General features: G+C 34.3%; 19 protein-coding genes. 13 read left to right on the forward strand and 6 right to left on the reverse strand.

Going from position 1 to position 21,278, the window contains the following annotated elements; all coding sequences use genetic code 11:
• Positions 1-44: 44 nt before the first annotated feature.
• The 4 genes from ACSHW7_RS06290 to ACSHW7_RS06305 all read right to left on the reverse strand — a co-directional run bounded on the left by ACSHW7_RS06290 (position 45) and on the right by ACSHW7_RS06305 (position 5,822).
• Entirely contained in the window at positions 45-2,426 is a 2,382-nt protein-coding gene (locus tag ACSHW7_RS06290) for a PorP/SprF family type IX secretion system membrane protein (protein ID WP_435678481.1), read from the reverse strand.
• A 1-nt stretch (position 2,427) separates the two neighbouring features.
• The gene (locus ACSHW7_RS06295; RefSeq protein ID WP_435678482.1) at positions 2,428-3,894 is read right to left on the reverse strand and encodes a gliding motility-associated C-terminal domain-containing protein; all 1,467 of its coding nucleotides are present in this window, start codon (positions 3,892-3,894) and stop codon (positions 2,428-2,430) included.
• Between the two features lie 80 nt (positions 3,895-3,974).
• Entirely contained in the window at positions 3,975-5,285 is a 1,311-nt protein-coding gene (locus ACSHW7_RS06300) for a hypothetical protein (RefSeq protein WP_435678483.1), read from the reverse strand.
• A 90-nt stretch (positions 5,286-5,375) separates the two neighbouring features.
• A complete protein-coding gene (locus ACSHW7_RS06305; RefSeq protein WP_435678484.1) occupies positions 5,376-5,822 on the reverse strand; it encodes a hypothetical protein in 447 nt (148 codons plus the stop codon).
• Between the two features lie 340 nt (positions 5,823-6,162).
• Here ACSHW7_RS06305 and ACSHW7_RS06310 point away from each other — a divergent pair, with 340 nt between their 5' ends.
• The gene (locus ACSHW7_RS06310) at positions 6,163-6,387 is read left to right on the forward strand and encodes a hypothetical protein (RefSeq protein WP_435678485.1); all 225 of its coding nucleotides are present in this window, start codon (positions 6,163-6,165) and stop codon (positions 6,385-6,387) included.
• A 108-nt stretch (positions 6,388-6,495) separates the two neighbouring features.
• Positions 6,496-8,511, forward strand: a complete 2,016-nt coding sequence (locus tag ACSHW7_RS06315) for a M13 family metallopeptidase (RefSeq protein WP_435678486.1) — start codon at positions 6,496-6,498, stop codon at positions 8,509-8,511.
• 1 nt (position 8,512) lies between these two features.
• Here ACSHW7_RS06315 and ACSHW7_RS06320 read toward each other — a convergent pair whose 3' ends face one another.
• Positions 8,513-9,538 (reverse strand): LacI family DNA-binding transcriptional regulator, encoded by a 1,026-nt coding sequence (locus ACSHW7_RS06320; protein WP_435678487.1) that lies wholly within the window; start codon positions 9,536-9,538, stop codon positions 8,513-8,515.
• A gap of 160 nt (positions 9,539-9,698) precedes the next feature.
• On the opposite strand from ACSHW7_RS06320, the gene ACSHW7_RS06325 reads away from it, so the two are divergent.
• From ACSHW7_RS06325 to ACSHW7_RS06350, 6 genes are all read left to right on the forward strand, one after another.
• Positions 9,699-12,341 carry a TonB-dependent receptor domain-containing protein gene (locus ACSHW7_RS06325; protein WP_435678488.1) on the forward strand — a complete coding sequence of 881 codons (2,643 nt, stop codon included), beginning with the start codon at positions 9,699-9,701 and terminating at the stop codon, positions 12,339-12,341.
• A gap of 141 nt (positions 12,342-12,482) precedes the next feature.
• Entirely contained in the window at positions 12,483-13,796 is a 1,314-nt protein-coding gene (locus ACSHW7_RS06330) for an MFS transporter (RefSeq protein ID WP_435678489.1), read from the forward strand.
• On the forward strand, positions 13,797-14,969 hold the full coding sequence (locus tag ACSHW7_RS06335; RefSeq protein WP_435678490.1) for a glycoside hydrolase 100 family protein: 1,173 nt from the start codon (positions 13,797-13,799) through the stop codon (positions 14,967-14,969).
• Positions 14,966-15,910, forward strand: a complete 945-nt coding sequence (locus tag ACSHW7_RS06340; protein ID WP_435678491.1) for a carbohydrate kinase family protein — start codon at positions 14,966-14,968, stop codon at positions 15,908-15,910. The genes ACSHW7_RS06335 and ACSHW7_RS06340 overlap by 4 nt, the downstream gene beginning before the upstream one ends.
• Positions 15,911-15,967: 57 nt before the next feature.
• Positions 15,968-16,159, forward strand: a complete 192-nt coding sequence (locus ACSHW7_RS06345) for a cold-shock protein (RefSeq protein ID WP_435678492.1) — start codon at positions 15,968-15,970, stop codon at positions 16,157-16,159.
• 101 nt (positions 16,160-16,260) lie between these two features.
• On the forward strand, positions 16,261-16,413 hold the full coding sequence (locus ACSHW7_RS06350; protein ID WP_435678493.1) for an adenylosuccinate synthetase: 153 nt from the start codon (positions 16,261-16,263) through the stop codon (positions 16,411-16,413).
• Between the two features lie 11 nt (positions 16,414-16,424).
• Here ACSHW7_RS06350 and ACSHW7_RS06355 read toward each other — a convergent pair whose 3' ends face one another.
• Positions 16,425-17,579, reverse strand: a complete 1,155-nt coding sequence (locus tag ACSHW7_RS06355) for a sensor histidine kinase (RefSeq protein ID WP_435678494.1) — start codon at positions 17,577-17,579, stop codon at positions 16,425-16,427.
• A 266-nt stretch (positions 17,580-17,845) separates the two neighbouring features.
• Here ACSHW7_RS06355 and ACSHW7_RS06360 point away from each other — a divergent pair, with 266 nt between their 5' ends.
• From ACSHW7_RS06360 to msrA, 5 genes are all read left to right on the forward strand, one after another.
• On the forward strand, positions 17,846-18,295 hold the full coding sequence (locus tag ACSHW7_RS06360) for a KTSC domain-containing protein (RefSeq protein ID WP_435678495.1): 450 nt from the start codon (positions 17,846-17,848) through the stop codon (positions 18,293-18,295).
• Positions 18,296-18,330: 35 nt separating this feature from the next.
• The gene (locus ACSHW7_RS06365) at positions 18,331-19,674 is read left to right on the forward strand and encodes a DEAD/DEAH box helicase (protein WP_435678496.1); all 1,344 of its coding nucleotides are present in this window, start codon (positions 18,331-18,333) and stop codon (positions 19,672-19,674) included.
• A 62-nt stretch (positions 19,675-19,736) separates the two neighbouring features.
• Positions 19,737-20,198, forward strand: a complete 462-nt coding sequence (locus tag ACSHW7_RS06370) for a cold-shock protein (RefSeq protein ID WP_435678497.1) — start codon at positions 19,737-19,739, stop codon at positions 20,196-20,198.
• Between the two features lie 187 nt (positions 20,199-20,385).
• Positions 20,386-20,649: a peptide methionine sulfoxide reductase gene (locus ACSHW7_RS06375; protein WP_435678498.1), complete on the forward strand. Its 264-nt coding sequence runs from the start codon at positions 20,386-20,388 to the stop codon at positions 20,647-20,649.
• Positions 20,636-21,130 (forward strand): peptide-methionine (S)-S-oxide reductase MsrA, encoded by a 495-nt coding sequence (gene msrA / locus ACSHW7_RS06380; protein ID WP_435678499.1) that lies wholly within the window; start codon positions 20,636-20,638, stop codon positions 21,128-21,130. Before ACSHW7_RS06375 ends, msrA begins: the two co-directional genes overlap by 14 nt.
• Positions 21,131-21,278 lie beyond the last annotated feature (148 nt).

The following is a 21,278-nucleotide window of genomic DNA, read 5'->3' on the forward strand; positions in this document are numbered from 1 at the left end:
ACACTTCCTCTTATAATCGTGGGGGAGAGGATTAATTTTTTACATTAGTTTTCAATTTTTACGATGGAAGCTTTATCAGCATAAGGACTTCCGTTTAAGTAAGTCTGTGTGCTTTTAGCTTCTTCGATGGTTTCAAATTTTTTATAATAGATATAATATCTTGTTGTTGTTACATCATAGAAAAAATCAATTTCATTGTATCCAGAGGCTATTACTTTTTCTAAAAAGGAATCTCTTGCTTCTTTAGTATCGTGCGTTGCTAATACTAAATAATACGCACTTTCAGTATTCTGAACATTTTTAAGTATTTGAATGCTATTAGTTCGCTCAACACCAAAATCAAAATCTTCGGTTGTTAATGGTTTATTATTAGGACTTACACTATTTCGAAGTATATTCAACGCTATTCTATCTTGTTGATATCGGTCTTTATCATTATCGTAACCGGCTTTTTTAATGCGTCTCTTTCTTTCAAATGCAGTTGCAGCCGAAATACTTTCAAGCGATGAAACCATAGATTCACGGAATCTTTTAGACCTCTGCTGCACTTCTTTTAGCTCAGCAATTGTTGTTCTATAATATTCGTTTGTCGGGTCATTTTTATCCTTGACCTTTTTAGTTCTAATTTTTAAAAGTGACTCAATTCTATCTATTTTCTTGCTTTGCTCTAGAATTATTGTATCAAGTGCGATTCGTATATTTTCAATATTCTGATTCTCAGCAGATATACTTTTAAAAGGTTTTGGTGTAACAAAAATTCCTTGTTCACTTAAATCATTTTCTTCTTTAAGGTCTCTTAAATCATTTTGTTTAATCGTAACGGCTTCTTGTAACTCATTCAATAAATCTGTTTGTTTAATTGTTGCAGCTGCAGCCTGTTCTCTTAATAAATTCATTGATTCTCCAACTGGATCTGTTGGTTTTTCAACTGATGCTGGTGCTGCTAATTGGGCCAATTCCTCTGCTTCAACTCTAGCTTGTTCTTCTTTCGCTATCCTTATTGCTTCTTCGGCAGCTTCTTTTTTTCTTCCTTCTTCAGCTATTATCGCGGCTTGTTCTGCTTTAATGATAGCTTGTCTTTCTTCAGCAATTCGCTTTGCTTTTTCCGCTTCAGTTTTTATTCTTTCTTCTTCAGCTATCTTCTTAGCTTCTTCGGCTTCTGTTAAAGCTTGTTTTTCTTGAGCTATCTTTTTTGCTTCTTCAGTTTCGGTATTTATCTTTTCTTCTTCAGCTATTCTTGTTTCTTGCTCTATTTCAATTTTGTTCTCTTCTTCTACTTCTGTTTTTTGTTCTTCTTCGGAAATTTTAATTGCTTGTTCTTCTTTTACTACGATTTTTTCTTCGGAGGCGATTCTTTCAGTTTCATCTTTCAAAATTTTTAAATCTGAATTTTGATTTTCAATGACCGGTTCCGTTTCGGCTTTAGCCACCGTTGTTTTCTTCTTCTTTTTCTTCGTACTTTTTTCTAAAGAAAAGAGACCTGCAACTTCATCATCTCTACTATAATCGTAGTAGTTGTAGTTTTTAAATTTATACGCCAATGTAATTTCGTGGGCAGCACCTAGATTTGACAAGCCGGAAAATGCGCGTTCATAATTATATTCAATAGCAATTTGAGAGGTAATGTTGATACCAAGTCCAGCCGAAGCGCCATAAGTAGTGTTATAGCCAGCTTGTGCCCAAACTCCTTTTGGAACTGTAAGCATCATTGAAGCTGAATATATATTAGCATTTTTAAAGAACTCCGCTCTACCTAAAGCAGTGAACTTACTTTCGCCAAAGAAACCATAACCTCCCGTGTATCCCGTGTACATGAGATGTCCTTGAATACCTTGTTCTGGATTGTCTTCTATTAAGGCTGAAGTTGTAAAATTATAGGTGACAATATTATTAAGTGATACTCCAAAATCAATGTATCCCGTACCATAATTTAATGCTGGATTTACTGTTATCAAAAAGTTTGATGGTATGGTATTCAATAGAGGTTCATTAAAATTTGTAACCACTTTGTCTCCATTTATTCCACTTTTATAAGCTCCTATGTTTATTCCAAAGGTTAAATTGCTTTCTTCTTCAAATCTTACATTGTACGCTAGATTTAAAATACCGCCAAATGTTGTTAAGACTCCATTAGTTTCTTGAAATACACTAATACCAGCACCAACATTTTCTGCAAACCTTCCTGAATACCCAAATACGTATGTTTGAGGAGCATCGTCTATTTGTAACAGTTCTCTTTTATTTGTTATGTTGATGAACTTATTTTGTTCACGAACAAAACTGAAGGTTGGGTTCACTAAAAACCTATTAAAAGTCAATGAATTCCTTACAGGTAAGTCAAGCGCTAACACACCATTCTCTTCTTGAGAATAGGTGAATTGCGAGAAACAAATCAATAACGATATGAAAATTAAAAATTTCTTCACCTTATTTTAATATGGTTATTGAGCCTTTTTTGGGTTCATTGCCTTGCGGAACTATCACGTAATAGAATATTTGATTTGTTCCTACGGAACCCAATTGGTCAATTGGCCAATTGTTTTCATAATCATTGGTTTCAAAAACAATTTCACCACGATTTGAGAAAATTGTAACACGAGTATTGGTTCCACTTACATATTGAGTAGGGATAATCCAAGTATCGTTTATGCTGTCACCATTGGGGCTCACTATATTCGGAATGTTTTCAACTTCAGGGAAAAGATTTACGAATTCTTCTATTTTAAAATTTAACTCTTGGATTAAAGAGCAGCCTTCTGATTGAATTATAAGAACCCGATAATTACCAAATTGAGTTGCGTCAAAGCTAGACCCAATGGCACCATCAATAGTTTCATCATTTAAAATCCATTGAAAAACAGGATTTATCGCCGATGTTGTTACTGAAACCTGTAACGTCTCGCCTAATTCCATTGTATTATTTACCGGAATATCTAGTTCACTGAAAAAATCTCCAGTTTCTAAATTAATGCTTCCAAACGCTTCACAATTTCCAAAATCTACTCGCACAGAATATTCGCCTGATACATCTGTCAAATAGGTTGAAGCATTCGCTCCAGGTATTATAGTTCCATCTCTATACCAAATATGACTATTACCTTCTATAGTACTTAATTGTGTCATGCCGTTTTCAGCACAAAAGGGATTCCCTAAACTCGAAGTGATTGTAGCAATTACAGGTTCTCCATTTGATGCGGGCACAACAGTTACTCTATTTGAAAAAGAGTTTGAGGTACAACTTCCATAATTTGTTTCTACAAAATAGGTTCCTTCCTGTTCAACAAGTAGCGAAGGAGATTGCCCTACGAGAGTTGAGGTAGTAGGAGTGATTACTTTGTACCATTTATACGTTAGCCAAGGATAGTTAAGTGGGGACACATTACCATTCTCTCCAGGATTATCTATGGTTAAAAGATAACCACCGCCTTGGCAATAAAATGCAGTATCATTAAGTCCATTAATGGTAAAAGGACTATCCTGAATTTTATAATAGGCAGGAAAACTTTGTGAATTGGCACTTTGTCCTTGAGGCTCTGTAGATTTAATTCTAATTTTATAATTCTCACCACTCGTATTTGTAGGTATTGAAAAATCAATTATCACGGGCGACGCATTAATGGCGCCAGGTTGTGATGTGTAAACCACTGTTGGAGTTTCAAAATCTCCGTTTTCATTGGACATTTCTACAATAAATGTGTTGTCGCTTCCTAAACCATTTTCAGGACTGTAAACAAAATTTATAGTATATGAATTGAAAGATTCATTGGCACATGCCTGCGTGAATTGAAGTGAAGGTGCTCCAATTACAACTTGAGCATTTGTAGTACTTTGTAATAAAAGTAGGAAAATGCTAAGTAATGATATGTAGAATTTTAAGTGAGTAATTTTTTCCATGCAAAGGGGATTTCATGTAAATATTCATGCGTATGCGAAATTTTAAAGATGTAAGTAGTATTGCTTTAGATTAATTTTCTTTAATCTTCGTCAGGTAGATTGATAGCAATTATTTTATTTATTCGTAATCTGAAGTCTGGATTACTTAGCTCATTGGATTCTATGAATGTTTCCTTGTCTGAACTTTTTGAATATACATTTTGAAATATTGCATTACCATACCAATATTCAAGATCATCGTTGTTGGTATTGTTCTCCAGGAAAATATTCCCTCTACAGTTATTGAAATACATGTTACTGAATTTCATTTGCTTTAAGTTATCGTCGTTGATAAATATTTTTGAATCTATCACAACTGCAGGATTGAAACCAGAAAACACACTCTTTTCAATAGAAAATGTTGCACCTTCTTTTACATAGAGTGCTTCATTTACTAAACCTATATCAATAGCATTATTTAAATCATCGGTTAATACCATCAAGGTTAGATTTGTTGCATTAAGGTGGGTAGATTTTTTAGTTATATCAGTCTCTTCAACATCATCATAGTTCGCTAAATAAATACTACTATCACCTGTAGAAGCGGAATAAAAGGGAGATTTTACAACAAGTGAGTTTGCTATTTTAACTTGTGCACCGTAATTAAATATTAAGTCATTCTTCCTTGACCTAAACGATATAAAATTATCTAGTTTTAATTCACCTCCAATAACATTTAGAGAATTACCTTGACTATAACTAATCATCACATTTTCAATAAATGTATTATCTCCAACTCCTGCCAATGTTAAACCACTATAGTATCCATTATCCTTAGTTCTTTTTCCGGCATATTCAATACGCACATATTTTAGAATTCCGGAACCACTTTCATTATTGGCACCACCATAGAGCATAATAGATGGATCTGAAGGTTTTAGTCCCACATCCAAAATCCATGAATCTCCTATTTTATTTACAGGCGCATCGCCAAGAATGAAGATTCCTCCCCAGTCTCCAGGCTTTTTCAAATCTCTATTTGAAGTAAAAATTATAGGATCTGTTTGTGTACCTTCAGCAATTATAGTGGACCCATTATTTATAACAAGAGAACCTTTTGATTTGTAATCTCCAAGAATTACCGTTCCAGCTTCAATGGTCAACGTGGTGCTGTCAGTAACAAATACATTTCCAGATAGAAGGTATGTTTCTCTTTTAGAAAGCTTGGTGTCCTTTGTGATTCTTCCAGAAAGAATACGCGTTGGAGAATTAAACTTAGAATCTTCTGGTTTAAAATCTGTCCAGATTTCAAGCCAATTTTCAGTACCGTAAATTCCTTTTTCTTGTTGCGAAGTGGCAAAAAACGAAATGAAAAAGAGGAGAACAATGAGAAAGGGTAGTTTTGTTTTCATATGAGTTGTTTTTAACTGAATTCCTTTTAAGTGGTTGAATTTTTCTTGATATATTTTATTGGTAATCAAAATATCAAGCAAGCGAATTTTCTAGTCAAATTGATCGTACGTATGCAATGCCTTTAAAGTATCTTCATAAAATAAGATGGCTCTTATAAGGCTTGATCTATCTGAATAGGGTAGTATTATTTTTTGAAATTCTACTGTATTATCAAAATAAGTGGTTGTAGCCTCAATATTATCTTGCAATGCTTTTCTATTACCTTTGGTATCAGGTATCCCTAGCGTAGTCATAGTCACGCCGGGTTTTGTAGCAAAAGCAATATTTGGTAAAATTTTAATTATAATTTCTATACGTCTATTGTATAATTCAAGGAGTTTACCTTTTGGCATTTCCTCGAGTTGCTCTAAATCATGATATTTTGTTATACTAATATCTTCACTAATAATGTACTGCTCATTCTTCTTTTGGGCAATAAGGGTTGTAGTAATAATCAATAATAGGGTGGTCAGTTTGAGTTTTAAGTTAGTAGTCATAAAAACTAAGTTTAAATTGGGGGCAATATCGCACGGTATTTTAATGTATGTTTATGTTCTATTAAGTGCAATTTACATCGATAAAGTGTAAATAAAAAAAGTTTTTGTGTTAAAATTTAAGAAATTTCTTACAAATTATATTTTACGATTTCAAACGATGACGGAAAATATAGTGGTGAAAAATGAACTTTAGCAATTCAATTAAGATGTATATTCTTCAATAGAATATCTCAAAAACTCATTCAATTTAGAACTATAACTATCTTTTAAATTAAGTAAATAAGGAGCCTTATAAAGGTTAATAAATCAATATCTCCCTATATTGCGAGAAACAAAAACCATGAAATTAAACTTACTATCCTGCGATGCCCAAAGACCCGATAAAAGAACCATATCCAATTGCATTGCCGAAATTTCAACCAGTATCAATGAATCCTTAGCTAATGAACTAACAGAAATCTTATTGGAGGGAGACGCGGTTGATATTGAAGTTGAGGATAAAAATTCCGGATCAGCTTTGAGGGCACTACGAAAGCTTAGTGTTACTTATGAAATTTTGGATTGAGTGTAATACCAGCATTATTTTTACTTCGGAAATTTAACTTCCAAAGTTTATCGATACCTTTATGGTACAATGAAACTGAATAACTCCAACCTTTAATATTTCCGAAGAATGAAACATTTAACGTACCTCGCCATCTTTGTACTAGTATTTGTTGCTTGCAAAGAAGAGCAAAAACAAGAAGAACAACCCAAAGTTCCAGAGTTTGATGGAATTTCTCAAAACATTAAACCGGGCGATAATTTTTTTGCGCATGTAAATAAACAATGGTATGATAATGCCGTGATTGCTGATGATCAAGTGGGAGTAGGGTCTTATATGTTTTTGAATATTCCGCAGCGAGAATTGCTGGAAGATATTTTGGAAAATGCAGCAGCGGGTGAACACACCAAAGGCAGCATCGAGCAAAAACTGGGAGACTTTTATGCTTCGGGGATGGATACCGTTCAAATCAACAAGCGTGGTTTTGAACCTATCAAACCCATGCTCGACAAAATTGAAAAAATCAACGATGCGCCTAGTTTGATGCGCCTCGTTTCCGAAGAACAGAAAAATGGACACGCGTCAATTATTGGACTTTATATTTCAGCAGATCAAGAAAATAGTCAACTTAACATTATGCATGCTGTGCAAGCGGGACTTGGTCTGCCAGATAGAGATTATTATTTTGGTACAGATGACGAAACGGTGGCGATTCAAAAAGCCTATAAAGAGTATCTTTCTACGTTATTGGAATTAACCAATGAAGCTGACCCATCTCAAAAGGCCAATATAGTTTACACTATTGAAAAAAAACTTGCAGAAGCTCATAAAACCCGCGTAGAACGCCGCAAAATAGAAGAGAATTACAATAAATATAGCCTAGGGCAAATCAAGGAAATGCATCCCAATCTACAATGGGATTTACAATTTGAAACGTTGGGCTTGGCAGTAGATTCGGTTGATATGAAGCAACCTGCGTATTATGATGCGCTAGATAAAATGGTAGGAGAAATTCCATTGCAGGACTGGAAAACCTATTTAAAAGCAAGCACGCTTTCTTATTATGCGGATTACTTGAGCAAACCCTTTGAGGAAGCTTCGTTTGAATATTCAAAAGCACTTACGGGCCAATCAAAACAGCAAACGCGCGAGCAGGCAATGGTGAAGCAAGTTGATGGTTTGTTAGGTTTTGCATTAGGGCAATTATACACCAAGCAGCATTTTAATGAAGAGGCAAAAAAGCGAGCATTGGAGTTAGTGAATAATTTTCAAAAGGCGTTTGAAGCTAGAATGGATAATCTGGATTGGATGAGCGACAGTACAAAAGTAAAAGCGAAGGAAAAATTATACGCAATTACAAAAAAAATAGGCTACCCAGATGTTTGGCGAGAATACGATGTAGAAATCAATCGCGACCAGTATTTTGAAAATGTACTCAAATTAGAACGCAATGATTTTGATTATATGGCGGCTCAACTTAATAAAGCGCCAGATAAAGATAGATGGGGAACAACGCCATCAACGGTGACGGCTTATTACAACGCTTCGCTCAACGAAATTGTATTCCCAGCGGGTATTTTACAATTCCCATATTTTGATGTCAATGCAGACGATGCTGTAAATTATGGCGGAATTGGGATGGTAATTGGCCACGAATTTACACACGCCTTTGATGATAGAGGTGCTCAATTTGATAAAGACGGAAATGTTAAAAACTGGTGGACTGACGATGATTTAAAAAACTTTAAAGCAAAGACTCAATTAATAATTGACAGGTATGGTGAGTTTACCGTTTTAGATAGTTTACACATAAATGGAGCTACTACAGTAGGGGAGAACGTTGCCGATAATGGAGGAATATCAATTGCTTACGATGCCTTTAAATTGACAAAGCAAGGTCAGGATACAACTAAAATAGGTGGCTATTCACCGGACCAACGTTTTTTTATGTCCATTGCTAGAATTTGGAGGGTAAAAACCCGTGACGAATTTTTACGTACGTATATCAATACCAATTCGCATTCGCCAGCAATTTGGAGAGTTAATGGACCATTGATGAACAGCACTCCATTTTATGATGCGTTTAATGTGCAGCCGGGAGACTCGAATTACAAATCTGTTGAAGAGCGGATTAAGATATGGTAATTTAATTATTCTTTGTCGAGTTTCTTTTTACAAGAGATGTTTCTAAGGTAATTGTCTTGGTACTTAGAGGTTTTTTTTTCTTAATAGCGTTTAGCTCTTTGTAGAGCCTCTTAAAGGATTCCTTTCCCATTTCATATCCAGGTTGATTGATTGTGGTAAGTGAAGGAGTAATTGCAGAAGACATAAACCAATTGCTAAATCCAACGACTGAGATTTGGTTGGGAACATCTATACCAAGGCTTCTCAATTGGGTAATAGCACCAATGGCTACCATGTCAGTATTTATAAAAATGCCATCAACATTAGGATGGTTTTTTACTATTTCCGCAGCAAATTTAGACCCATCTTCAAAACTGGTATTTTCGCATATAAATACTAAAGAAGGGTCATATTTTAAATTATAGTCCTCTAGTGCTTTTTTATATCCCAAAAATCTATCAATGGAATTCTGAGGCAATAAGGGACCTCTAAAGTGGGCTATATTCTTGCAACCTGTTTCTATTAAATGCTTCGTTGCCGTATAAGCAGCTTTTCTATCATCGATAATAACTTTAGAACAATTAACAAGTTTGGCAATCTTGTCAAACATGACAAGAGGTTTATCATTTGATAAAAATTTATTTATATGTTTAAAATCTGCTGTTTCATTTGCTAAGGATATTAAAACACCATCTACATTTTTATTTAGTAATAGTTCAATTTGTTTTTTTTCTAGTTCGTAAGATTCGTTTGATTGAAGAATAATGACGAGATATCCTTTTTTTTCGGCTTGATTTAAAATTCCTTTAATAACACTAGAAAAAAAGTGGTGTACTACTTCGGGAATTATAAGTCCTATGGTTTTAGATTCTTTAGTTCGAAGGTTTACAGCAAAGGCATTGGGCCGATAGTTAAGAGTTGTAGCAAGTTCTTTTACTAGAGCCTTTGTTTTTGGACTCACATCTTTATAATCTTTTAAAGCTTTGGATACTGTAGTTATTGAAATATCTAATTTTTCAGCTATCTCTTTGAGTGTTACAGGTTTCATAGTTACTGAAATTGATGAAAATAAAGTTTGTTATTATACTAACGAAAACGTTTTCGGCGATTTCGAAAACGTTTTCGTTGCAATATCGTCATTTTTTTATATTCTTAATTTCGAAATTGTCATTCATAAAGCAATTAATTTAATTTTTAATATTTCAACCATGAAAAAATTATTACCTATTTTGAAACTTTCATTGTTTCTTTTGTCTTTTGCATCCTCAGTTGTGGTTGCACAATCTAGCATCTCTGGATCAGTATTAGACAGTGATGGAATGCCTGTTCCGGGCGCAAATGTTGTTTTAGATCAAACGACAAAAGGTGCCATATCTGACTTTGATGGAAATTATACCATTACAAATGTTGAAGACGGTATATATACTTTAAAAGCTAGTTTTCTAGGTTTTACTTCTGTAAAGAAAACTGTAACGATTTCAGGGAGTGATGTAGTTGAAAATTTTGCATTAGAAAGTGATGCAGAGTCTTTGGATGCCATCATTATAACAGGTAATGCCAATCCAAGATCTAAAATTAAGTCAAGTGTATCTATTACTTCATTAAAGCCTAGCACAATAGAACAAACGGCACCGAGAACAACGGCAGAAATTTTCAGAACGATTCCTGGTATACGTTCTGAATCTTCTGGTGGAGAAGGTAATTCAAACATTGCGGTACGTGGTGTACCCGTTTCGTCAGGTGGATCTAAGTATGTTCAATTACAGGAAGATGGTTTGCCCGTGTTGCTTTTTGGAGATATTTCTTTTGGAACGGCGGATATATTTACCAGATACGATTCGAACATAGGTAGAATTGAAGCGATACGTGGTGGTTCAGCATCAACGCTGTCTTCTAATTCGCCAGGAGCAATTATCAACTTAATCAGTAAAACAGGCAAAACTGAGGGAGGTTCATTAGGAACATCATTTGGACTTGATTATGGAAATTTCAGAACAGATTTTGAATATGGTGCTCCAATAGGTGAAAATTTATATTTTCATATGGGAGGATTCTATAGAGCAGGGGAAGGAATTAGAGATGCAGGATATACAGCTAATAATGGTGGACAGTTTAAATTTAATATGACCAAAGAATTTGAAAGTGGCTATGTAAGAGTATATGCGAAATACTTAAATGATAGAGCGATTGCTTATTTGCCAAATCCAATACAAGTTACGGGAACAAACGATAATCCAACGTTTGAAAACATTCCAGGCTTTGATGCAAATAATCAAACCTTACATACATCTTTCTTAACTCAAAATACAGGATTGGGAGCAGATAACTCTTTGAGAAGATCTAATGTTACTGATGGAATGAACCCTATTTCTACTTCAATAGGTATGGAGGCTGCTTTTGAAATAGGCGACGGTTTCAATATTAAAAATAACGGTAGATTTTCTTTTAATAAAGGTGGTTTCAATTCTCCTTTTCCAGCTTCGGTTGTTTCTGCTTCAGATTTGGCCGCAGCAAATGAATACGGTTCTTTAACATTTGCAAATGGTGATGGCGTTGTTCCTGGTAATTCTCTAATTACACCGGTTGTTTTGTTTGACACAGAACTCAATAACTTTAATAATTTTATGAATGACATACGTTTGACAAAGAAATTTGATAATGTGGATGTTACTTTGGGGTATTTCAAATCGATACAAAATGTTTCTATGTCTTGGTTGTGGAATTCTTATTTACTGGAAGCTTCGGGAGATAACGCAAGGCTTATCAATGCTACAGATTTAGATGGAAACTCTGTTTCAGAAAATGGACTTATTGGATATGGGGCAACGTTATTTGGCAACTGCTGTCAACGTAACTACGACACACAATACAATACATCTGCTCCATTTCTTGCAATTTCAGTAGATGCAATTGAAGGTTTAAATATTGATGCTAGTTTTAGATATGACATTGGTAAAGTTGACGGAACGTTTGCAGGGTCTCCAACAGATGACGAAGGAAATGTTCAAACAAGTGCCGTTGATGTTAATGGTGACGGAATCATCTCTGTTCCAGAACAAAGCGTTGCATCTATAGATAACGCAAACCCAACGACAGTGAATTATGATTATAATTATTTCTCAACGTCAATTGGTATAAATTATTTATTAGATGAAAATCAGGCTGTATTTGGTCGTTACAGTAGAGGAGCTTCTGCAAAAGCAGATAGAATTTTATTCTCTGGATTAAATTATACAGACGGTGATCAAATCAATGCTTTAGATTTTATTAATCAAGCAGAAGTTGGATATAAAAGAGGTCTTACTAACGGTTCAATCTATGCAACTGTATTTTATGCACAGACAACCGAAGAAGGTGGTTTTGAAGCTACATCGCAACAAATTATTGAAAATGACTACAAGTCTATCGGTGTTGAACTAGAAGGAAACTATAGATTTGATAATTTGCTTGTTCGTGGTGGAATTACGTATACAAATGCTGAAATTGATTCTGGTGACAACGCAGGAAACACTCCAAGAAGACAACCAGATTTTATCTATAACTTTATCCCTTCTTATAACTTCGGAAATGATAAACAACATAGTTTTGGTGTAAGTGTAATTGGTCAAACAAAAGCATACGCTCAAGATAGCAATGAACTTGTATTACCTGGGTTTGCAATTGTAAATAGTTTTATTAACTATGAAGTTACTAGTGGATTGACTGCAAATTTATCTGCAAATAACGTTTTTGATAGTTTAGGAATTACAGAATCTGAAGAAGGAAGTATTACTGAAGGACAAACTAATTACCTAAGAGTACGTCCTGTTCCTGGAAGATCAATTTCATTAGGAATTAACTATGCATTTTAATTTTTTTTTAGCCAATATTTAAGTTAGTGTTAGTTGAAAAGGGTCAATGTGTAAGATGTTTCATTGATCCTTTTCTTTTACTAAAAGTAATTTCTATTTTAAACGAAATTTCAATTAAAAGATTAACCCAAAACATGCCTGATGTCACGTAAAATTAAATTGAGCTTTTGGCAAATATTAAATATGAATGTTGGATTCTTTGGAATTCAATATAGTTTTGGTTTGCAGCAGAGTGCAGTAACTCCTATTTACGATTTTTTAGGTGCCAGTGCAGATCAAATCCCCATATTACACCTTGCAGGTCCTGTGACTGGATTACTCGTACAACCCATAATTGGCGCTATGAGTGATAAAACTTGGAGTCCAAAATTGGGTAGAAGAAAGCCTTATTTCTTAATTGGAGCCATACTCTGTAGTCTGGCATTACTTGTATTTCCATTCAGTAGTTCATTATGGATGGCAGCAGGTTTGTTATGGATTTTAGATGTAGGTAACAATACAGCAATGGAACCTTATAGAGCTTTGATAGCTGATAAGTTAGACGACGAGCAACAACCATTAGGATTTCAAATGCAAAGCTTTTTTACGGGCTTAGGACAGGTTTTGGCTAATTTATCTATTTTCATTTTTCCATTAATAATTATTGGTAGCACAGGTGCATTGCCCACATGGGTGTATGCCTCGTTTTTTTTAGGGGCTTTTTGTTCGATAGCATCCATTTTGTGGAGTATCAGTAGAACCAAAGAAATACCACCAACCGCGGAGGAATTAGCTAAGCTGAAAAGTGAAAAAAGAAGTGTGATTGGGCCGCTTGTTGAAATTTTTTCAGCCATTAAAGATATGCCTAGAGTAATGTGGCAATTAGCCTTAGTCTATCTTTTTCAATGGTACGCTCTTTTTTGTTATTGGCAGAACGCCTCGAAAAGTGTCGCGCTATCTGTTTGGAATGTTACTCCAGTAAACAAAGAAGTTTATAGTGAAGCCGTAAGTTGGACAGCATTAGTAAACGGTTGGTATAACATAGTAACGTTTTTAGTAGCTTTTGCCCTCGTTGGTTTTGCCAAAAGATTTAGTGCAAAAAAAGTGCATGCTGTTTGTTTACTATTGACAGCAATAGGATTTCTAGCATTCCCTCATATTGCAAATAAAAATCTATTATTCTTTGCCATCACTGGTTTTGGTATTGGTTGGGCGAGTATGATGGGCATCCCATATTTAATTGTAGTATCAAATATTCCTAAAGAACGTTATGGTGTATATATGGGTATCATTAATATGATGATTGTAATACCTATGATTATCCAAACATTATCATTTGGATATATATTAAAGAACTTTTTGAATAACGACCCTAGAAATGCCATCACTTTTGCAGGGGTATTATTAATCATTGGGGCCTTTTGTACAATGCTGATTAAATCAAATAATAATAATAATAATAATGCATCAGCATAAATGAAAGGAGCATCATACGATAACGCAAAAAATATTCTACGAAAAGCAAGTTCAGACATTGGTTTTCTTGCAAGCGCAAATAACATATCCAACTACAAAAGAGTGTGGTCAAGGGATGGAGTAATATGTGGTCTTGCAGCGCTAATTGATGGTGACGAAACACTTATTGCAACATTTAAAAAAACGTTGCTTACTTTAATGAAGCATCAAAATGAGATGGGGCATATCCCTTCAAATGTATATTATGACGAAGTTGGAAATCCTCAGGTAAGCTATGGTGGTCTCGCTGGAAGAGTAGATACCATTTCATGGTATATCATTGGGGTTTGTAATTATGCTTCTATAACCAAAGACAAAACATTTTTCAAAGAAGCAATCCCTAGTATTAACAAAGGTTTGCAGTTATTACAGGGTTGGGAGTTTAATGACAAAGATTTAATCTACGTACCGCGCTCAGGAAATTGGGCAGATGAGTATATTACAGAAGGTCATATTTTATATGATCAACTCCTGCGTTTGTGGGCATTACGCTGTTATGTAGCTTTGGAAATTTCAGAAAAGACTTCAGAAAAAATTAAAAAGGTTACTCAAAAAATTGAAGATAATTACAAAAGAGGAACTACAGAAAAACCATATCATCCACGCGCGTATAAGGAATTAAAAAATCATGATTATTGGATGGCATCAATTACACCTTCTGGGTACCAAACGATGTATGATGGCTTCGGAAATTCGCTCGCATTATTACTTGGTGTGGGTGAAAATAATTTTCAAGAACGTGTCATTTCATATTCTGAAACGCTTCGGAAATCATTGCCTTTACAACTAATTCCTGCCTTTTGGGAACCCATCGTTCCGGGACAAACGCAATGGGAATTACTAAAAGATAATTGTGCCTATGAGTTTAGAAATCATCCGTATGAATTCCATAATGGAGGCACGTGGCAAATGGTAAACGCATTTTACGGAATGGCAGTGATGGGAAATTCAATTAATATTTCAGAAGAAATTTTAAAAGAAATTGAAATTTTAAACGCTGTTGAAGATAATGGCTTTTACGAAAATTTTAATTCGAAAACCGGCAAAGCAATAGGCGTAAAAGAATGTACTTGGAGTGCCGCAGGACAATTATTATTAAAAGGATACATAACCGGAAAAAGATTGTTAGTTTGAAAAAAGATAAAAAAATAGATATCATTTGTGTGGGTGAAGCTTTAGTCGATTTTATAGGTCATGAATATGGCGTGGGCATTAATGAAACCAGAGATTATCATAGGTATTTGGGAGGTTCTCCCACAAATGTTGCAATGAATTTAGCTCGTTTGGGATTGCATCCCGCATTAGTGGCAACGGTAGGTGATGATGGTTTTGGTGAGTATGTATTTGAACGTATTCAGGAAATTGATATTGACACGAGCTTTATTAAAAAATCTAAGGATATACCTACCAGCACCATTATTATTTCACGTAGTGTAGAAACTCCAGAGTTTATTCCTTACAGAGAAGCGGATTGCTTTATTGAGGAAGTACAAATACCAACAAAATTATTACAAGAGGCATCTATATTCCATACGACGTGCTTTGCTCTTAGCAGAAATCCTGCTCGCAACACCATCTTAAAAAAAGCCAAAGAAGCTTTTAAACTTGGTAAAAAGTTAAGTATTGATGTAAACTTTTCTGAAAAAATTTGGCCTAATAGAGTAGAGGCCAGTAGTGTAATTCAAGAGTTTTGCGCCTTTGACCCATTGGTAAAGATTAGCGAGGACGACATGGATAGACTATTTGCCCGAAAAGTTTCACATGATGAAATTTTTGATTTTTTCCATAAAAGCGGTGTTTCAGTTGTTTGCTTGACGTTAGGTAAAAATGGCGTTATACTTTCAGAAAAAAATAAAGATAGAATTACATTACCAGCTATAAAAATCAATGAGGTTATGGACGCAACCGGAGCTGGAGATGCTTTCTGGAGCGGCTTTCTTTTTGCTTATCTTAGAGAATATCCTTTGACAAAATGTTTAAATATTGCCTTAAAATTAGCTGCTCTAAAACTCCAAAACGTAGGTAGATTACCTAACAATATTAACGTAATGACAGATTTGTTGGGTACTGTTTAAATTAGTGGCACACTAGTTGCAAACCACTTTGTAATTAATATTTAAATTAAAATTACAATGAGTAAAGGAACAGTAAAATTTTTCAACGAAACCAAAGGTTTTGGATTCATCACCGAAGAAGGCGTTGAGAAAGATCATTTTGTACACGTAACCGGATTGATCGACGAGATTAGAGAAGGCGACGAAGTATCATTTGAACTGAAAGAAGGAAACAAAGGATTAAATGCAGTGAACGTAACCGTTATCTAAACGTATCCATATAATTTTCAAAAAGAGCCCGTCAATTTTGACGGGCTCTTTTAATTTTTGAAAGAAATTATGTATCTTAAATTAAAATAAAAATTCTTAATATGTTTATACAAATTCCTTCGGGAACACCAAATCCAGGTGACAGCAATCAACTCGACTTTTCAAATCCATTTGATTTGATTGTATTTATAATTCTACCCATCTGCATCGCGATATTCTATTTTATTTGGCGCCGAAACAACAAGAAAGGTTGAGGTTAGAAATTTTAAACTAAAATTGTTTTTGGTAAGTTAAGGATTAATGTTGTTGTATTTTCTTTTCCAGTAAGAAATGTCAAGTTTCCTTGATGGATTTCGGCAATCATCTTTGCTATATAGGTACCCAAGCCGGTTCCTCTATCTTTTCCTTCGCTAGTATATTTATCAAAAAAGTTGCTTCGCATTTTTTGAGGAATTACTCCTGTGTTTTTAATATGTATAACAAATACATTATTTGTTTCGATTGAAATTGTAACAGTATGTCCTTTGGGAGAAGCTTCAAGAGCATTTCGAAGTAAATTTTGAAATAGATGTTGAATATAAAATTTGTCTCCTTGCATAGCCAAAGTATCCTCCTCAGGCTCCACTTGATTTCCGTTATGGAGCAATTCAAAAGAAGCTTCTTTTTCTTCAATTAGATCTTTTAATTCGCTAGTAGTGGTCGCGATTACTTCAAGAACATCAAATTTTGATATGTTCGGCTTATAATTTCCACGCTCCATTTGGGCGTAGTCTTTAGCAGATGTAAGCAAATTCAAAGTATCGTTACCAATATCCTTGAGCATGCGCACCCATTTTAATTGTGTTTCATCCAAATCAGATTTTGATAAAATATCCGCGATAGAAACCATAGAACCTATTCGGTTTCGCATATCGTGCTCAGCCAGTCGGTTAGCAATATCTTGTGTTTCTATTTTATTTTCAAGAATATCAATAGTCGTTTTTAGTCGCTGGATAGTAAGTTCTAATTCTTTGGCTTTTACGACCAAAGTCATTTTACGTTTTTGCTCCGTTTTTTCGTCATAGAGGAAGGCAGCATTTGTAATGATTTCAAAAACTTCTTGCTGCTTATTTTTTACAGACCATTTTCCTTGAAGCTCATATTCTCGCTGCATAAAATCATCGTGCATTTTTTTTAATACTCCGTGACTTTCTTCTGGAACAACAGTTAGAAAAGGTTTTCCTAAAAGTTCATCTTTTGTATATCCATATATGTCGCAATATGTGGTATTAACATCGGTAAAATAACCTTTAGGGTCTGTTATACAAATTCCAATTGGCATTTGCTGAAATATATCATACGAAAGTTCATTGTTGTTTTCAAAAGTACTCTTGATAACTTGGAGCTCTCTTTCGGTATTATCTTGATGAGATGATGGCATGAAAATTCTTTTTTGTAAAGATATCTAATCTTGTTTTTAAATCAAATAGGTCTCATAGAGTTATCGGAGCTCGAAATAGAAATCACATTAAACATATATTTTATAAAAATATTCTAGATAATTTAATGTATATGTTAATTCATTGGTAAAATTTCACTCATATTCAATTGAAACCCTTTAGAAGTCTATACTTTTTAATATTCCTTACTATTGAATAGTTATCCATTAAAAAGAAGTAATTTCGCGCCCTATTAAAATCACTGAAAATGAAGCGCATACACGAATACAAGAAATTATTTGGAGTTGAAAAAGAAATCGAACTTCAACCTCTTAAAAAGGCATATAGAAATTTAGTAAAAGAATGGCACCCGGATAAATTTCAAGCGGGTGACGAACGTCAAGAAGAAGCTGAAATACAGAGCCGTAGAATTATAGACGGTTACCACTTTTTAGTTAGCATGGCACCAGAAACTAAGGAAAAGAACTTGCCCGAATACAAAAATACCATCACAAATTCGGCCATTGCAGATTATCGCCATAAAGGAATGCTTTTAGAAATCACGTTTACTGATGGAGCTACGTATGAATATTTTGGAGTGACTAAACCTGTATATCAAAAAATGATAAATGCAGGAAATTTAAACCGATTTGCAAAACGAAGTATTTATCCAAAATACACTTACCGTAAGTCAAAAAGAATACTACAAGAAGCATAATATTTAATATTTCAGAAGCATACCAAACACTATTTATGGCAACTACTTTTAAAAATTTAGGCATTGACTCAGCACTTATAAAGGCTTTAAATACGATGGATATTTCTGTGCCAACAGATATTCAATCCAAGGTTATTGCTATCATATTAAATCAAAAAGAAGATGTTGTTGGTATCGCTAAAACCGGAACCGGAAAAACAGCTGCTTTTGGATTGCCATTGTTGCAATTAGTAGATGTTACTAATAATGATATACAAGTTGTTGTTCTTGCCCCAACAAGGGAATTGGGACAACAAATTCATAAAAATTTATCAGATTTCGCCGCGAATATTCCAGCGATTTCAATTGCATCCATTTGCGGAGGCATCCCAATTAAGCCTCAGATAGAACGTCTTAAAGAACCTACGCATATTATTGTTGCAACTCCGGGTCGTTTGATAGATTTGATGGAGCGAAAAGCCGTGGGGATTAGCAATGCCGCATATCTTGTGGTTGACGAAGCAGACGAAATGGTATCTATTTTAAAAGATAGTCTTGATACTATTGTGAAGGTGATGCCCAAAAAACGTCGTACCTTTTTATTTACCGCAACATTAAATGGCGAAATAAAACAACTAGTGCAAAATTATCTTGCAAAAAAGGTTGTGAATATTGAAGTTGACATGGCGACCTTAGGTCATCAAGGCATCGACCACCAATTTATAGTAGTCGCTCCAGAAGAAAAGCTCGAAGTATTAATGCTTTTTTTAGGTACCAAAGAAGGGCAACGTGGTATTATTTTTTGTAAGACGAAGGCGGCGGTTAATAAATTGGCTAAAAATTTGGCTATCCATAAATTTTCATCTGGAGCATTGCACGGGAGTTTGTCTCAAGGAATTCGCGATAGAATTATGGGGCAGTTTAGAGAAGGGCACATTAATATTCTTGTGGCGACTGACCTTGCTGCACGTGGTATTGATGTAAAAGAAATTGAATATGTAATCCAGTATCATTTACCGGATACCTATGACGCTTATGTACACAGAAGTGGGCGTACGGCTAGGGCAGGAGCGAAAGGTTTGTCTTTAAGTGTCATTCAGCAAGAAGAAGTAGCAGATATTCCAGATTTAGAAAAAGAACTGGGGATTTCCTTTACTGAAATACTAAAAGGGGACGCCCGTGCCATTGAAGAAAACAATACCAAGTTGTGGGCAAAACAAATTTTTAAGACAAAACCAAACCAAAATATAAGCGAAGCTTTTAAAACTGATATTAAGACAATATTTCACCATCTTACCAAAGATGAGTTGATCGAAAAATTGTTGGCACACCATTTGAACCAAACTAAAATGGTTGCACCTAAGGATGACCAATCTAAGGCAATGAAAAATAAGAAATAAAATTCTTGAAAATTTCGTATCTTTAGAGCATATAATAACTAAAACATAGATTAAAAAAATTAATGGCAAGATCCCAACAAACATTTGGTAAAAGTGAAAAAGAAAAGAAACGTTTAAAAAAACGTGAAGACAAGCGGAAAAAGATGGAAGCCCGCAAGCTTGATAAGGAAGAGAACGGAAGCACAGGCATTGAGTTTGCATATGTAGACTTTAATGGAAATTTAGTAGATACTCCACCAGACCCATCTCAAAAAGTAGAAATTGAAGCCGAGGATATAGTCCTTGGAATTCCGCCGAAAGAAGACTCAGACGAAGACAAATTCAATCCAGTACGTATTGGTACGGTTAGTTTTTTTGATACTTCAAAAGGATTTGGCTTTATCGTTGACAATGCAAATCAAGAAAAGTATTTTTGTCACGTTAGCGGATTGATTGATGAAATTACTGAAGGCAACAAAGTATCTTTTGAACTTGAAAAAGGACAGAGAGGTATGAACGCAGTTAAAGTAAAGCTAGAAAAATAGCTTATTCTTTATAAATTATAGAAACACTGTTACAAAGGATTTTTAAAAATCTTCTGTAACAGTTTTTTTAGGTTTAAATAGTAATCTAATCATTCTAAATACGACTTAGCGAATAGATTAATTTCATTAGAAAAAAGGATTACTTTCTGAAAGGTTTAATAAAGTGAAAAAATCATTGATTGAAAAAATGAATACTATTCCAGAAGGCTTCTCAGAAGGAATGTTTAGGGATAGGAAATATGGCATAACCAAAAACATTTTTAATCAAGGAAAGTCTCTTAAAATTTATGGTAAAGAACTTGGCGGTAAAGATTTTATAAGCTTGAATTATTATAGTACCAAAACCAAAAACCTTTTAAAACCATGTGAGATGCCAGAAGAAAGAGTAATCGATTTTCTAAAAAATGTAGTGATAATGAACAATAAAATTAAAATAGATGAGCACAAATAAAAAAGCATATATAGCAGGAGGTTGTTTTTGGGGGATGGAAGACCTTTTTAGAACCCAACAAGGAATCGTTGATACTGAAGTAGGATATATTGGTGGAGAAAATGAAAATCCCACCTATAGAAATCATCCCGGTCACGCCGAAGGAATTGAACTAACATACAATCCAGAACAGACTTCTTTTAAAAAGATTTTAGATTATTTTTTTAGAATTCATAATCCGACAACAATTGACCAACAAGGTAACGACAAAGGATCCAGTTATCGTTCGGCTATATTTTTTCAGAATGAGGAAGAAAAAAAAATTTCAGAAGAGGTGATAAAGATTGTGGATGCTTCAAATAAATGGGAAGGAAACGTTGTAACAACTTTAGAGCCGTACTCAACATTTTGGGCTGCAGAGCCCGAGCATCAAGATTATTTAGTAAGAATCCCAAATGGCTACACATGCCATTTTGAACGATTTAAAGAACCTTTTATTTAAAAGTCACATTTCCGAAGAGAAGTTATTTCCTCTTTATAAATTAACAGAAAGGATAGATTGTATGAATCTATCCTTTTTTTATGGTCATAAGTGTAGTTAAACAATTAGATAAAAAATTTTATGTATTGATTATTAGTTGTTTACATAA

The sequence above is a fragment of the Patiriisocius sp. genome, assembly GCF_051252435.1.
Taxonomy (GTDB): Bacteria; Bacteroidota; Bacteroidia; order Flavobacteriales; family Flavobacteriaceae; genus Patiriisocius.

What these genes read in the sequence shown, in the direction of transcription:
- ACSHW7_RS06375 (WP_435678498.1), top strand. Translation starts at nt 20,386, where the DNA reads ATGAATACTATTCCAGAAGGCTTCTCAGAAGGAATGTTTAGGGATAGG.
- ACSHW7_RS06300 (WP_435678483.1), bottom strand. Translation starts at nt 5,285, where the DNA reads ATGAAAACAAAACTACCCTTTCTCATTGTTCTCCTCTTTTTCATTTCG.
- ACSHW7_RS06335 (WP_435678490.1), top strand. Translation starts at nt 13,797, where the DNA reads ATGAAAGGAGCATCATACGATAACGCAAAAAATATTCTACGAAAAGCA.
- ACSHW7_RS06305 (WP_435678484.1), bottom strand. Translation starts at nt 5,822, where the DNA reads ATGACTACTAACTTAAAACTCAAACTGACCACCCTATTATTGATTATT.
- ACSHW7_RS06355 (WP_435678494.1), bottom strand. Translation starts at nt 17,579, where the DNA reads ATGCCATCATCTCATCAAGATAATACCGAAAGAGAGCTCCAAGTTATC.
- ACSHW7_RS06325 (WP_435678488.1), top strand. Translation starts at nt 9,699, where the DNA reads ATGAAAAAATTATTACCTATTTTGAAACTTTCATTGTTTCTTTTGTCT.
- ACSHW7_RS06370 (WP_435678497.1), top strand. Translation starts at nt 19,737, where the DNA reads ATGGCAAGATCCCAACAAACATTTGGTAAAAGTGAAAAAGAAAAGAAA.
- ACSHW7_RS06320 (WP_435678487.1), bottom strand. Translation starts at nt 9,538, where the DNA reads ATGAAACCTGTAACACTCAAAGAGATAGCTGAAAAATTAGATATTTCA.
- ACSHW7_RS06360 (WP_435678495.1), top strand. Translation starts at nt 17,846, where the DNA reads ATGAAGCGCATACACGAATACAAGAAATTATTTGGAGTTGAAAAAGAA.
- ACSHW7_RS06310 (WP_435678485.1), top strand. Translation starts at nt 6,163, where the DNA reads ATGAAATTAAACTTACTATCCTGCGATGCCCAAAGACCCGATAAAAGA.
- ACSHW7_RS06365 (WP_435678496.1), top strand. Translation starts at nt 18,331, where the DNA reads ATGGCAACTACTTTTAAAAATTTAGGCATTGACTCAGCACTTATAAAG.
- ACSHW7_RS06295 (WP_435678482.1), bottom strand. Translation starts at nt 3,894, where the DNA reads ATGGAAAAAATTACTCACTTAAAATTCTACATATCATTACTTAGCATT.
- msrA (WP_435678499.1), top strand. Translation starts at nt 20,636, where the DNA reads ATGAGCACAAATAAAAAAGCATATATAGCAGGAGGTTGTTTTTGGGGG.
- ACSHW7_RS06330 (WP_435678489.1), top strand. Translation starts at nt 12,483, where the DNA reads ATGTCACGTAAAATTAAATTGAGCTTTTGGCAAATATTAAATATGAAT.
- ACSHW7_RS06315 (WP_435678486.1), top strand. Translation starts at nt 6,496, where the DNA reads ATGAAACATTTAACGTACCTCGCCATCTTTGTACTAGTATTTGTTGCT.
- ACSHW7_RS06345 (WP_435678492.1), top strand. Translation starts at nt 15,968, where the DNA reads ATGAGTAAAGGAACAGTAAAATTTTTCAACGAAACCAAAGGTTTTGGA.
- ACSHW7_RS06350 (WP_435678493.1), top strand. Translation starts at nt 16,261, where the DNA reads ATGTTTATACAAATTCCTTCGGGAACACCAAATCCAGGTGACAGCAAT.